At 63.8% G+C, this 12871-nt stretch carries 13 protein-coding genes and 1 pseudogene; 6 read left to right on the plus strand and 8 right to left on the minus strand.

All coding sequences use genetic code 11. The features are described 5' to 3' along the window. Nucleotides 1-305: 305 nt before the first annotated feature. Together BLU35_RS23500 and BLU35_RS23505 are read left to right on the plus strand one after the other, a co-directional pair. Nucleotides 306-1757 carry a CYTH and CHAD domain-containing protein gene (locus BLU35_RS23500; RefSeq protein ID WP_093234693.1) on the plus strand — a complete coding sequence of 484 codons (1452 nt, stop codon included), beginning with the start codon at nucleotides 306-308 and terminating at the stop codon, nucleotides 1755-1757. 158 nt (nucleotides 1758-1915) lie between these two features. Next, nucleotides 1916-2128: a hypothetical protein gene (locus BLU35_RS23505; RefSeq protein ID WP_058323863.1), complete on the plus strand. Its 213-nt coding sequence runs from the start codon at nucleotides 1916-1918 to the stop codon at nucleotides 2126-2128. A 160-nt stretch (nucleotides 2129-2288) separates the two neighbouring features. Here the strand turns inward: BLU35_RS23505 and dapA are convergent, their stop codons facing one another. Then, the gene (gene dapA / locus BLU35_RS23510; RefSeq protein WP_093234694.1) at nucleotides 2289-3194 is read right to left on the minus strand and encodes a 4-hydroxy-tetrahydrodipicolinate synthase; all 906 of its coding nucleotides are present in this window, start codon (nucleotides 3192-3194) and stop codon (nucleotides 2289-2291) included. Nucleotides 3195-3620: 426 nt separating this feature from the next. Continuing rightward, on the minus strand, nucleotides 3621-4016 hold the full coding sequence (locus BLU35_RS23515) for an Ohr family peroxiredoxin (protein ID WP_057253948.1): 396 nt from the start codon (nucleotides 4014-4016) through the stop codon (nucleotides 3621-3623). Nucleotides 4017-4170: 154 nt separating this feature from the next. Between BLU35_RS23515 and BLU35_RS23520 the strand changes: the two genes are divergently transcribed. Beyond that, nucleotides 4171-4656: a MarR family winged helix-turn-helix transcriptional regulator gene (locus BLU35_RS23520; RefSeq protein WP_058323861.1), complete on the plus strand. Its 486-nt coding sequence runs from the start codon at nucleotides 4171-4173 to the stop codon at nucleotides 4654-4656. Nucleotides 4657-4981: 325 nt separating this feature from the next. On the opposite strand, the gene BLU35_RS23530 is transcribed toward BLU35_RS23520, so the two are convergent. From BLU35_RS23530 to BLU35_RS35730, 4 genes and pseudogenes are all read right to left on the minus strand, one after another. Beyond that, entirely contained in the window at nucleotides 4982-6007 is a 1026-nt protein-coding gene (locus tag BLU35_RS23530; protein WP_093234695.1) for a DUF3095 family protein, read from the minus strand. Nucleotides 6008-6275: 268 nt separating this feature from the next. Beyond that, nucleotides 6276-6758 carry a transcription elongation factor GreA gene (gene greA, locus BLU35_RS23535; protein WP_093234696.1) on the minus strand — a complete coding sequence of 161 codons (483 nt, stop codon included), beginning with the start codon at nucleotides 6756-6758 and terminating at the stop codon, nucleotides 6276-6278. Nucleotides 6759-6882: 124 nt separating this feature from the next. After that, nucleotides 6883-7026, minus strand: a pseudogene (locus tag BLU35_RS36865) (DUF7674 family protein); the annotation flags it as partial. 36 nt (nucleotides 7027-7062) lie between these two features. Then, nucleotides 7063-8442 (minus strand): phenylacetate--CoA ligase family protein, encoded by a 1380-nt coding sequence (locus BLU35_RS35730; RefSeq protein WP_286161596.1) that lies wholly within the window; start codon nucleotides 8440-8442, stop codon nucleotides 7063-7065. Nucleotides 8443-8829: 387 nt separating this feature from the next. Between BLU35_RS35730 and BLU35_RS23545 the strand changes: the two genes are divergently transcribed. Next, nucleotides 8830-9483, plus strand: a complete 654-nt coding sequence (locus tag BLU35_RS23545) for a glutathione S-transferase family protein (RefSeq protein WP_093234697.1) — start codon at nucleotides 8830-8832, stop codon at nucleotides 9481-9483. A 99-nt stretch (nucleotides 9484-9582) separates the two neighbouring features. Then, nucleotides 9583-10116 (plus strand): putative immunity protein, encoded by a 534-nt coding sequence (locus tag BLU35_RS23550; RefSeq protein WP_093234764.1) that lies wholly within the window; start codon nucleotides 9583-9585, stop codon nucleotides 10114-10116. Between the two features lie 23 nt (nucleotides 10117-10139). Here the strand turns inward: BLU35_RS23550 and gcvA are convergent, their stop codons facing one another. Next, nucleotides 10140-11048, minus strand: a complete 909-nt coding sequence (gene gcvA / locus BLU35_RS23555) for a transcriptional regulator GcvA (protein WP_093234698.1) — start codon at nucleotides 11046-11048, stop codon at nucleotides 10140-10142. A 125-nt stretch (nucleotides 11049-11173) separates the two neighbouring features. On the opposite strand from gcvA, the gene BLU35_RS23560 reads away from it, so the two are divergent. Next, nucleotides 11174-11878, plus strand: a complete 705-nt coding sequence (locus tag BLU35_RS23560) for an SDR family oxidoreductase (RefSeq protein WP_093234699.1) — start codon at nucleotides 11174-11176, stop codon at nucleotides 11876-11878. A 75-nt stretch (nucleotides 11879-11953) separates the two neighbouring features. Here BLU35_RS23560 and BLU35_RS23565 read toward each other — a convergent pair whose 3' ends face one another. Continuing rightward, nucleotides 11954-12709: a hypothetical protein gene (locus tag BLU35_RS23565; RefSeq protein WP_093234700.1), complete on the minus strand. Its 756-nt coding sequence runs from the start codon at nucleotides 12707-12709 to the stop codon at nucleotides 11954-11956. Between the last annotated feature and the right edge of the window lie 162 nt (nucleotides 12710-12871).

Below are 12871 nucleotides of genomic sequence, written 5' to 3' on the forward strand. Positions count from 1 at the left end.
GGAGCTTAAAGCAATTCCAGGAAAAGTGTGAAGCGGTTTTCCGCCTGGATTTGCGTCCAATACAAAGAGCAATTCCAGGAAAAGTGCGAAGCGGTTTTCCGTCCGGAATTGCGCAGATGATCCAGGCATCGAGCGGCAAATGTCGAGCCTGATTTCCTTGTCGGCCAGTCACGTCTCGGCGAGCGCGACTTCCCGGCCGATCGGCTTTCCGTCTCTGCGCCCGCAATATGATCCATGTCATCCAGAACGCGAACCAATGTGCTCAAATGGCGTTAGTGTATGACCTCGCGCTCATGGAGGATGGTTTGAACACCGAAATCGAACTCAAGCTCGAGCTCTCTCAAGAAGATCTTGACCGCTTTGCCGCATCCGGCCTCCTTGGTGAGCCGGCGCGCACGGAGCAGCAACGGTCCGTCTATTTCGATACGCGCGGCCGTGATCTCTATCAGTCAGGCTTCACGCTGCGCATCCGCACGGTCGGCGCGGCACGCACCCAGACGATCAAGGCGACCGGCCCCGGCGCATCGGTCTTTGCCCGTCCGGAATGGGAGCAGCCGCTTTCCGCCGATGAGCCGGTCGTCGATCACACCACCCCGCTTGCCGCCGCGTTTGACCTTGAGCCCGACGATCTGGAGCCGCACTTTACCGTCAAGGTCGAGCGCAGGACCTGGGAGGTTGACCAGGACGGCACGCAGATCGAAGTGGCCCTCGACCGTGGAATGATCGCCTCAGGCAATCGCCAGACCGCCGTCGGCGAAATCGAACTCGAGCTGAAGGATGGCGACCCGAAGGCGCTTTTCACCCTCGCTCGCCGCATCGAGGCGATCGTTCCCTTCCGCTTGGGCGTTCTTTCCAAGGCCGAGCGCGGCTTCCGTCTGATCGACGCCAGGCCGATCGTCTTCAAGGCGGAGCCGGTCGTGCTCGACCGCGAGATGCGGGTGACGAAGAGTTTCCGCACCATCGCGCTTGCCTGTCTCAGGCACTACCGCCTGAACGAGGACGTGCTGCGTGAACGAAAGAACCCGGAGGCGCTGCACCAGGTCCGCGTCGCCCTTCGCCGCCTGCGCTCGGCTATCTCGCTCTACAAGGATATGCTTGGCGATGAGGAGAGCGCGCGCATCAACGGCGAGCTGAAATGGCTGGCTGGCGTTTTCGGCAAGGCCCGCGATGTTGACGTTCTCCTGACGCGTGATCCGGAGCCGGAGTTGCGCGACCGCCTGAAGACGGCGCGCGCCGCCCGCTACGTCGAAGTCTTCGAGGCCCTCGACGGCGCACGCGGCCGCGCCCTTCTTCTCGATATCCAGCAATGGCTGCACTGCGGCGACTATCTGTCGACGCCGCCCACCGAGCTTCGCGACCGGCCGGTGGCCGATTTCGCCGAAGCCGTTCTCGACCGCGCGCGCCGCAAGCTCAAGAAACATGGCCGCGCACTCGCCAAGGTGAGCGACGATGAGCGGCACGAGGCCCGCAAGGATGCCAAGAAGCTGCGTTATGCCGCCGAATTCTTTGCCGCGCTGTTTGACGACAAGCGGGGCACGCGGCGCCATAAGCGGTTCATCGATGCTATGAGCGGACTGCAGGACCGGCTCGGCACGCTGAACGATCTCGTGTCCGGTCCCCTCGTGCTCAGCGAGATCGGCCTTGAGGATCATCCGGACGCCGAAACGCTCGTTGTGCACGCCGACAAGGACAAGCTGATCGACCACGCGCAGAGCGCACTTGACGACGTGATCGACGCCAAGCGCTTCTGGCGCTGAGCCACGGTCACTCCGACCCGGCCATCGCACACAACCCCAAGGCTTCATTGTATTCGCCACGGAACGGCGCATACTCACGCCCATCGTTGGACTGTTTATACGGGCTCCAACGGCTGAAAGTTCATTCGCGCTTTCGCCCCAGTTCTGGAGGTCGCGCGATGCATTCCACGACCCGCCAACAGGCGATACACCCCCATGACATGCAGGAGATCGAGCGCATCTTCGACGACATCCTGCGTGATCGCGGGCTGACGCGACGCTGCGAAGCCGCAGAGCGGATCGCAAAGCGGCTTGTTGCGATCTACCAAAGCGGCGTCCGTGACTGCAGCGCGCTGAAGGCCCTGGCTAGAACATCCCGCTTTCAAGCGTGATCGCTTGAAGCGGAAAGATGCACTACAGCGCCGCGCGCCTTATCAGGCGCGCAAAGGTCGCTGTAGCACTTTGATTCTAGAGCATCTTTCCGCCTCCAGTGATTCCACTTGAGAGCGGATGCTCTAGCCGAGCGACAATGGCCGGGCTCCAGCAAGCCCGTCAGCCTTCGCGGTCCTGGCTGGCGATCGCCCGGTCGATCCGTGCTGCCAGCTCGTGGCTGACCGGCACCATCGGCAGGCGTATTTCCGGGCTGTCGATGAGCCCTGAGCGCCAGAGCCAGTGCTTGATCGGAGCCGGGCTCGGCTCGGCAAACAGCAGCCTCGGCAGATCGGCAAGACGCTGCCAGTCGGCCAAAGCCCCCGGTTGATCGCCGGATATCAGCCTGTTGCGAATGGCGGCGAAGGCTGCCGTTTGAACATGCGCCGAAGCCGTGATCCCGCCTTCCGCCCCTTGAGTCAGCGCCGTGTAGAACAGCGGGTCTTCGCCGGTCAGCACCGAAAAACCTTGGGGCTTGTGGCGCAGCAGATCGAAGGATTGCGTCGCATCCGCCGAACAATCCTTGACGCCGACGATGTTTTCCCGCTCCGCCAGCTGCAGCATCGTCTCGTTGCCGAGGTTCACCCCGGTTCTGTAGGGAATGTTGTAGATCAGGATCGGCCGTCCGGTGGCATCGGCAAGCGCCGAGAAATGGGCAAAGAGCCCGCGTTGCGACGGCCTTGTGTAATAGGGGCAGGCGATCAGATAGCCGGTGATATCCCAAGGCGCCGTCCGCTCCAGCGCCTTTACCGTCTTCAGCGTGTCGCTGCCCGAAAGGCCGAAATAGACAGGTATGCACTTGCCCGCCGCAGCCAGGGTCTCGTTGGTGATCGCAACCAGCCGCTCGCATTCCGCCTCGCTGAGCGCCATGCCCTCCCCGGTGGTAGCACCCAGGATGAAGCCGTCGATCGGTTCTGCGGCAAAGTGCGCCACCAGCCGGCGCAGCGAGCGCTCATCGAGTTCGCCATCGCGAAACGGCGTGATCAGCGGCAGCCAGAGGCCGCTCGGCGTTGAATATGTGGCTTCCATGAATTTCCATCTCCTTCAAGAAACCGGAGACGGAGCGCAAGCGAAAACCCCGTCCGAACCGGCGGGGTCGATCTGATCCTTGTGCTTGCTATGCTCTGCGCGCAACGACCGACAGCCCCGGGTACGGGGCTTTTTTCGAGGTCGTCAGTTTGGCGAGACGGCAGATCATGAGGCGAAACTCGAACAGTCCTCCATCTTTGTCAAGCGGCGACGGAGGGCATCGGCCCGGGAGGCGACACGTTCCATACAACGGGAGTTCTGCCGATCAGCCCAATTACATTCCCCTGAGGTCGGACCGGAAGACCGCCTCCGCCCGCGATCGGCGCGCAAGGACGAAGCCCCTGAAACGGTATCGGGATGCGCCGCGGCTGGAGATCCAGGTTCGGCACATCCCGATGATATCAAAAGGATTTTCCTGAGGCGGTCTTAGACGAGATTGGTCTCGACTTCGATGTTGCCACGGGTCGCCTTGGAGTACGGGCAGATCTCGTGGGCGGCGTGAATAATTTCATGGGCGAGGTCGCGATCGAGGCCCGGCAGGCTGACATTCAGCCGAGCGCTGAGGAAGTATGAACCGTCGTCGACGTTGAGATTGATGTCGGTCTCGACCTCGGGGCCGGCCGGCAGCTTCACCTTGCGCTGTTGCGCAGCAAGCTCGATCGCGCCGATGTAACAGGCCGACCAGGCGGCACCGAACAGGTTTTCCGCGGCCGGATGCGGCTGCGACAGCTTCAGTTCCAGCATGCCGTCTTGGCTGCGGGTGCCGCCGTTGCGGCCGCCGGTGTTGTGGGTCTTGCCAGTGAATACGAGCTTCGTGGTCATGTCATTTCCTCTCTGTTTGATTTATTAAGCGTATCCGCTTCAATCGGATGCGATGTATATAGATCAAGCTGAAGGCGACGTCAACACCATTGCGATTTAATCGGATACGATTTATATTAAGTGCAGATACGGAAAGAGAAAAAAGGACACCCCCATGCCCGCCTCCAAAACAGCGAGCCCTGAGACCACGCCTGCAAAGGGCGGCAAGAAGCTCTCCAACTTCCTTTGCTTTGCAATCTATTCCGCAAACCTCGCCTTTGGCCGCGCCTATAAACCCCTGCTCGACAAGCTGGGCCTGACCTACACCCAATACGTGACCCTGGTGGCGCTATCGGAGGAAGACGACCAGACCGTCAGCATGCTTGGCGAAAAGCTCTTCCTGGAATCGAACACGCTAACGCCGATCCTCAAGAAGCTCGAAGCAGACGGCTATCTGCAGCGCCGTCGCGACCCTTCGGACGAGCGGCAGGTGCGCCTCACCTTGACGCCGGCCGGTCGCGAACTGGTGGACGCGGAGCCGGGTTCGGCGCTCCTCGAAGCCACCGGCCTCGGCGACGACTTTCCGGTCGTGCAGCAATCGGTGGCAAGCCTGCGCGACAACCTGCTGCACTCGATACAACGCGGATCCCAGAAGGAATAGCCGTCGCTTCGATCCCTATGCCGGCAACCAACGACGACGGGCGGCATGAGACCGCCCGTCCTCTCCACCCTCATCTCTGTGCTTGTCACAGAGATCCAGCAGCCGTGCGTCGGCACGGCAGGAGATGCAGAGCCGGAATGCCGACGCTCGACATCAGGATGATTTCCCGCGCCACCGACGCGGCGCCGCTGGCTGGCGACGGGCTTTTTCAGCATGCCTGGGATGATCAGAGATGTCCTTGTCAGCAGTCTGAGGGCGGCCGCTGGCCGCCCTTTGTCGTGTCGCCGGCTCGGGGCTGCTTTGAAGCGGCCCGTTTCGATCGCACTTACGCCTCGACGCGCCTGCGCGACTCCATCATTTCGGCCGCTCGCGCGTAGCCGCCATCCATGCCGTCGAGAAAATGCAGATGCGCATCCGGCCGGGCTGACGGTACCAGGCAGGTCATCAGCGCATGTGATTGCCGGTGCAGCCCGAATTTGACCTCACCCCTTGCCCTTGCCGCAAGGAGGATCGCTTCGACCCGATCGATCTGCCCGACTGCGGCGTCCACCGTCAGGCGAAGACCATCGTCGTATTTGCGAAAGTCCGAATTGGCGGCAACGCCCAGCCAGCGCTCTGGCGCGATATAGACCCGCTCATCCTTCGGCACGCCCATTTCCGCGGGCAACGGATGCGACTGCCGCGCCGCCTCGTCGAAGACGGCAATCACGTCTCTGGCGAGCGCCGCGAAACGCGCCGGCGCCACATCGTCCGTCGGCTCGACCAGCAGCGAAAGAATCTGCCCGCGCCGGCTCGGAAACGGTCGCCACTCGCAGGCAAGCCCCGTCAGATCAGGTTCGGTGCCATCCTTGTCCGGCTCAAGCTGGTAGCGCCCCCTCTTCAGCTGCTGCTCCGCCCATTTGAGCCCGCCGCCCGCAAACATTGCGTAAGTGGCGTCTTTCGAAGCGGCGTAGCGCGCGATCGTCACGTCCTGCCCGTTGGCGCGGATTTCCCTGACGCTCAGCAGGCCGACGCGCAGGTCGAGGCGAAATCGATCCTTCACGAAGGCCGCGATCTGCCTGAGCGCCGCGGTCGCCGTCATTTCCCCTTCCGGCGGAAGCGCAAAGGCGGCGCCATCGCCGCGAAAGACGAAGGGGAAATCGAAATTGCCCCAGGCATTGCCGATCGCGGCGATCGCCGAGGCGCCCGTGTAGTTGACGTCCTCGTAGCGCCCGGACCTGATCGCCCCGGTCGAATCGACGACATCGGTGATCCCCACCAGCCAGTCGTCGGGCAATGGCTCATAGGCACTAGGGTCCAGCACCAGCGAAAACTCGCTATAGGCCTGCACGCGTTGGGGCTCAAACTGCATCAGCTTCCTCCAGTCGACGGACCGATCGCTGTGGACGGGGATTTTCCAGGGAATGCCCGAGCGCTCTGAGGCGCACCGGCATCCATGGGCTTGCTGCCCCCCCATTAAATCGGATGCGACATAAATACCGAAGTGCGATCCAATGTCAATACAATGCGATTTAATCGCATACGATAATAATCACGGCGAAGATAGCTATGCCAAAGCGTGGGTATCCTGAGGGATTGCCGCGGGGCTGAGGTTCCGCCCGATGGTTGCGAGAGCGCGCTCACGCGATCGCGGTGAGTTCCAGCTCCTGGTCGCCGACGCTCATGACGTCGCCGACCGCCTTGCCCAGGAGCATCCGCGCCACCGGCGAGACATAGGAGATCGATCCTACCTTGGGATCGGCCTCGTCCTCGCCGACGATCCGGTAGGTCTGCACCCGCCCGTCGTCGCGGCTGAAAGTGACCGTGCTGCCGAAGGCGACGGTATCGTTGGACGCTGGCTCCGGCATCAGTTGCGCCGTGCGCAACCGCTCGACGAGATAGCGCAGGTCGCGCAAGGGGCCGGCCTGCTGACGGCGCTTTTCGTTCACGTCGTCGACTGTGGCCGCCGCCTCATAGGCCACACGCGCCTCCTGAAGCTGCGCCTCCAGCGCCTTCAACCCGGCTTCCGTCACCAGGTTCGGATGCGGCGAGATCGGGCGATCCGGCAGCAGCGTCTCGGCGGCGGTTTCGGCACTTTCTTCCTTGGTGAAGGCAACGCTCAATCTTCAGAACTCCGTGTGGCAGTATGGCACGCAGCGTCCTTATCGGCCGGCTGCCTGCCAATCAACACTATACGCACTTGCGGTCGCGGGGTGGAAGAACAACGGCGCCGCCTCGCGAAGGATCTCAGACGATCGGCTTTCCACTCGCCCAGAATTCATCGACCTTGCCCCACCATCGAAGGGTCTCCGGCCGCAGCCATGGGCGAAACGCCTCAGGATGCGTCCCGCGGTGCAAATGTCCATTCTGCAAGTCTTCGAGAAGGCCGACCGTCGCCGCCTCTCACGCTCCCGTCACCGGTCCTGGCTACTCGATGGCTGGCGAGGCGACAACCAGTTTCTGCTTGGCGCCGGACCCCGAGCGCTCGATGGCATCCACCACCCTCACCCGCACGCCGCCCGCCTCGGCGCCCACCGCATCGAGCGCCGCCTTGGCGGCCTCATCGACCTTAGCGCTGACGGCGGCAGCATCCACGTCTTCAAACACGGCGATGGTGATCTCCAGCCCATCGGGCAATTGCACGAACTGGAATTGTCGCACCCCGGCGGTGCCGGTCAGGGGCGAGCGCAGCCGGTGCGCGTGCACGCGCACGACGCCGCCGCCTCGCCCGGGCAGATGCAGTGTCTCTTCCCTGCGTCCGGCGATCGATGCGATCCGCCAGAACGGCAGGCCGCACGGACAGGGTTCCGTCGCCATCGCAACGATGTCGGAGATTTCGTAGCGCACCAGCGGCAGCACGCGATTGGTGAGCGTCGTCACCAGAAGCTTTGCGCCCTCGGTCCCATCCGGCACCGGGCGATCATTCTCGTCCACCACCTCGAAGACGAAGGAATCCTCGGCCAGATGCAGCCCATCGCCAAAGATGCACTCGTGGCCCATGGGCCCCGCCTCGGTGCACACATAGCTGTTGGCGATAGCCGCCTGCCACGTCTCGGCGGCGAGGTCGCGCACCTCCGGCGTCAACGTTTCAGCGCTGGTGCGAAACAGCCTCGGTCTGATCCTGAGCCGACCGGCCTGCTGCTCCGTCGCCAGCACCCGCACGAAGGAAGGATAGGTCGAAATCACCTCCGGCTGGTGCAGGTTGAGGCCCTCGACGATCTCCTCGATCGGCATGAGCACGTTGAAGCGTGGCGCAGCCGGCCGGATCGCGCGAAGCTCCACGCCGATATGGTAGGAAATATGCACCGGCGACGAGGCAAAGATGGCAACGCTGCGCGTGGTATCGTCAATGCCGACGATCGCCTGGAAGCGCACCATGTTGGCGATTGCCGCAAGCCAGGCGGCATCGTTGAAGGCCGCGATACCACGCTCGCCCGTCGTGCCGCCGGTTGCCACCACACGGTATTGTCCGAGAAGAAGCGACCCGGGATCGTCTCCATCCAGGTGCTGCTCGATCAGGCCGCGACTCAGCCTCGGATCGGTGACGATCCGGTCGAAATTCTCCATCAGCGCCCGCTTCGTCAGCACCGGAAAGGCATGAAACGGCGCACCGCTAGCCACCAGCTCGCCAATGCTCTCGCGGTAATAGGTCGATGCCCCGACAGCGTGCCGCAAGGCGGACTGCAACTCGCTGCGTTGAAAGGCCAGTAATCGCTCCCTCGACCATTCCGCGCGCAAAAGACGCTCCTGCGATTGCCTGAGCAAAAGATCGGGATCGAGGGTGGCAGATGCGGTCACTGGTGGCATCGAATTGGTCCTCGTGTCTTGCTCCTGTGGCGCGGCCGCACGAGCGCTAGCCTCGCCCGGCGCGGCCTCGACAGGCGACCAGGCTGGCAGCCCGTGGACAGGACCCGGCGCGCGCCCTTTCGCAACCGGGATTTGCAAGCGATCATGCCTTTGCACCTCAAGGCCTTGATTGTATCGCGAAAGCCGGGATCTATGCGACAGCGATGCGATGGAGAGCTTCGCCCGCGCGACGTGTCAGCGGCGCGAATGCCGCCGCATCGCTTTGGTATGACTGCATGTTTTCCCTTGAATCGCATAGCGTTTGAGGGAACGTGCAGGTGAGTCTCGAACGGACCTGGGCAGGCTTGAGCCCGAAGCCCTGCTGCGTCATACGGAGGAGAAAGATCGTTGGCCGAACCGTTTATCGTCTATGGCGCGTCAGCCTCGGGATCCGTTCCGATCGAGGCAACGCTGACCCTTCTCAACCTGCCCTATCGCGTCGAGGAACACGCCCCCTGGGAGAGCAAGCAGGAAGCAAACAGGCTCGCCCGCATCAATCCGCTACGCCAGGTTCCGGCCCTGGCGCTGCCGACGGGCGAATTGATGACCGAAAGCGCCGCGATCCTGATCTGGCTGGCCGATGCCCACTCCGACGGGCGGCTCGCACCGGCGCCGACAGACCCGGCACGACCGGCCTTCCTGCGATGGATGACCTTCGTATCGGCGGCCATCTACGCCCTCTACTGGATTGCCGACGACCCATCCCGCATCGTCGAACGGGAAGAGAACCACGCTGCCGTCAAGGCGCGCCTGTTCGAGCGCATCGCCCACTGCTGGGCGCGGATGGGGGCGGAGCTGCGCCCGGGCAGATACCTTCTCGGCAAAGACGTGTCGGTACTCGACCTCTATGTGGCAACGGCGTCGCGCTGGTCTCCCGGTCGGCGCCGGTTCTATGAGGTCGCGCCCGGGCTTACGGAAACGATCCGCCGCGTCGACACCGATCCCCGGCTGGCGACCCTGTGGGCCGAACGCTTCCCGTTCACGCCCGGCTGGGAGCGCTAGTCCTCTCCGCTTCGGATCCCTGAAGCCCGTCAACAAAGCCGCCGGCTTTCCGCTGGATCTGCCGCCGCAGGCTCGCTCAAAACACCGATGTCGCCTCAAATGACCAACGACGCACCGCCACCGCTCCTCACCGAAGACGACCTACGCCACATTACCGGATGGGCGGTGCTCACAGCCGAGCGGGCGCTCCCGGTCTTCGAGGCGGCCGTGCCGGGCGACGACCGCCCGCGCGAGGCGATCGCGGCGGCCCGCGCCTTTGCGCAAGGGGGCCCGCGCACCGCGCATCTGCGCAAGGCCGCGTGGGGCGCTCAAGCAGCGGCGCGCGCGGTCGACGATCCCGCCGCCAAGGCTGCCGCCCGCGCAGCCATTGCCGCAGCCGGTGCGCCCTACACCCACCCGATCGAAACGCCGCATCAGATCAATCATATCCTCGGCCCCGCCGCCTATGCCGTCCAGGCGCTCTCGCTCGGTGCGGACGATGAAGCCGGTACCAGGGAAACCGAACTGCGCTGGGCGATCGCCGCCGCATCGGAAGAGATCCGGCGCATCGTCGGCAAGATGCCGGGGCGCAAGCCCAGCAAGGGCGCGTTTCACGCCCTGCTCTACCGGCTCGATACCGCTCTGCGCCTCTGACGGCGCCCGCGGCCAAGCGCAGATCACGCCAGGGCGCGCTCCCGTGCCTTGCCCGCCTCCTCGCTGATCCAGGCGATCACCGTCTGAAGCGCCGGCGATTTGCGATAGCGCGGCCAGACGAGATAGAAATCCGAAGGCCCGGACATCGATCCCTCGAAAATTCGGATAAGGCGTCCTTCGGCTATATCCTGCGCCACGAAATCGCCATTGGCGAGCACGATGCCCTGGCCGGCGATCGCCGCCTCGATCGCGTGCGAGGTCTGGTTGAAGCTGATGCCCTTGAACGACGCTTGCCGGCTTCCGCCGAAATGGCGTTCGATGAACTCCGGCCAGAAATTATGCGCGTCGTGCAGCAGCGTATAGCCGGCAAGCTCATCCGCAGTCTCAGGCACCGCGCGGCCGGCCATCAGCATCGGACTGCAGACGGCGACGATCTCCTGCTCGAACAGCAGTTCCACCGCCAGCCCCGGCCCGAAGGGCGGCCGCCCGTAGCGCACCGCCAGGTCCACGCCATCGGCCTGGAAATTCGACATGCGATCGGTCGCGAGAATATGCAGGTCGAGGTCCGGATGGCGCGCGGTGAAATCCGGCAGCCGCGGGATCAGCCATTTCGAGGCGAAGGATGGCGTGGTGCTGATCGTCAGCCGCACCGGCTGCGGCTTCAGCTCATCCGTCGCCCGGGCGATGATGTCGAGGGCGCGCCTGACATCGGCGATATAGGCCCGCCCCTCGCCGGTCAGCGCCAGCATGCGCGGCAGCCGCTCGAAAAGTTTCACCCCGAGCTCGGCTTCCAGCCCGCGGATCTGCTGGGCGACCGCCCCTTGCGTGACGCCAAGCTCCTCGGCCGCCAGCCGAAAGTTCAGATGGCGTGCCGCCACCTCGAACACTTTCAGCCCATTCAGCGAAGGGAGTCGTCCCGGTGCGTCACTCATCCGATAGTTTTTCTACTGCCATTTGAAAGCGAAACTTTCTCGTCGTCGCATGACGGAGATGGTATTTCAATCGCGAGAGCCGCAAAATCCGGCGTCATCCTGAATGCGACGAGGAGAATGGACACATGGCAGTAGAAAAAGTAGCCGTTATCACCGCCGGCGGCAGCGGCATGGGCGCCGAGAGCGCGAAGCGTCTTGCCGCCGATGGCTTCAAGGTCGCGATCCTTTCCTCGTCCGGCAAGGGCGAGGCCTTGGCCGCTGAACTCGGCGGCATCGGCGTTACCGGCTCCAACCAGTCGAATGACGACCTCAAGCGCCTGGTCGATCTGACCGTGGAAAAGTGGGGCCGCATCGACGTGCTGGTCAACAGCGCCGGCCACGGCCCGCGCGCCCAGATCCTCGAGATCACGGACGAAGAGTGGCACACCGGCCTCGACGTCTACCTGATGAACGTCATCCGCCCGGTCCGCCTCGTCGCACCCATCATGCAGAAGCAGAAGTCCGGCGCGATCGTCAACATTTCCACCGCCTGGGCCTTCGAGCCCTCGCCGATGTTCCCGACCTCGGCCGTCTTCCGCGCCGGCCTTGCCTCCTACACCAAGATCTTCGCCGACACCTATGCGGGCGACAATGTGCGCATGAACAACGTTCTGCCCGGCTGGATCGACAGCCTGCCGGCGACCGAAGAGCGCCGCGACGCCGTGCCGATGAAGCGCTACGGCACCAGCGCCGAAGTTGCCGCAACCGTCGCCTTCCTCGCCTCTGAAGGTGCGGGCTACATCACTGGCCAGAACCTGAAAGTGGATGGCGGCCTGACGCGCTCGGTGTGAGGGCGGAAGACGCCGGAGAGCGGCGCGGCGGCAAAAGCCGCGGCGCCGCTGAAACATAGCGTCTGCACGAACGACTTACTTCGGAAACAGGAAGGTCAGCGTCGCGCGCACGCCCCAACTCGGTGCGCCCTGCGGCGCCTCGGCATAATATTTCCCGCCGATCTGGGCGCTCAGCATCTGGTCGCCCACCTTGAAGACCTGCGAAACGCTGAGGTTGATCGGCACGGTCCATTGATCGGCCTCCCAGTCGTAGGTCGACTCCGTGTTGAGTGTCAGGGTCGCACCATGGCCGAAGCCGTAGGACAGAAAGGGTTGCAGGAAGGTCTGGCTCACATCCTCTCGGTCACCCTCGCCGGCAACGCTCCAGATGTGGTTTCCCAGCGCCCCGACGGCCCACGGTCCCTCCTGCTTCAGCACGACCGCCGTCGGGCCGATGCCGAACTTGCCGGTGCCGAGGAAATCGTCGGTGGCGGTCGGGATCAAAAAGGCCGGACCGACACCCCAGACGATGCCCGAAGGGCCGGGATTGGCCGGCGACAGGAAAAGGCTCTGGGTGATGTCGCCGAGCCCGAACGTATCGCCGTCGGGCGGCGGCAGGTAGTCGCGATAGGCGATCGGCAGGATCGTGCGCGAGATCAGGTTCCAGTCCGCGTTCAGCGTGATGGGAATGACCGGCTGGACGTTGAGCGTATAGGAGAAGCCATCCTCCTCGGCGCCGGCGCGAAAATCGAAATTGCTCTGGAACGGTACGCTGATCAGGTCGGCGACCGGGTTCGAGAGCTTCTTTGCGAGGTCGTCCGCATCCTGGGCCAGCGCCTGCTGCCCCTGCATAGCGGCGGGACAAGCATCGCCACCCAAATATTGGCTCCTATCTGCCCCACGCGCAATTCCCCCTTGCAGCGTCCGCGGCGGCGTCGCCAGTCTCAGTTGCACCGGACCACACCTCGACCGAATGGCCGCAGGTTACGTCACCCCTGCCGATTCGGGAACTTG

Source organism: Sinorhizobium sp. NFACC03, assembly GCF_900103435.1.
Lineage (GTDB): Bacteria > Pseudomonadota > Alphaproteobacteria > Rhizobiales > Rhizobiaceae > Ensifer.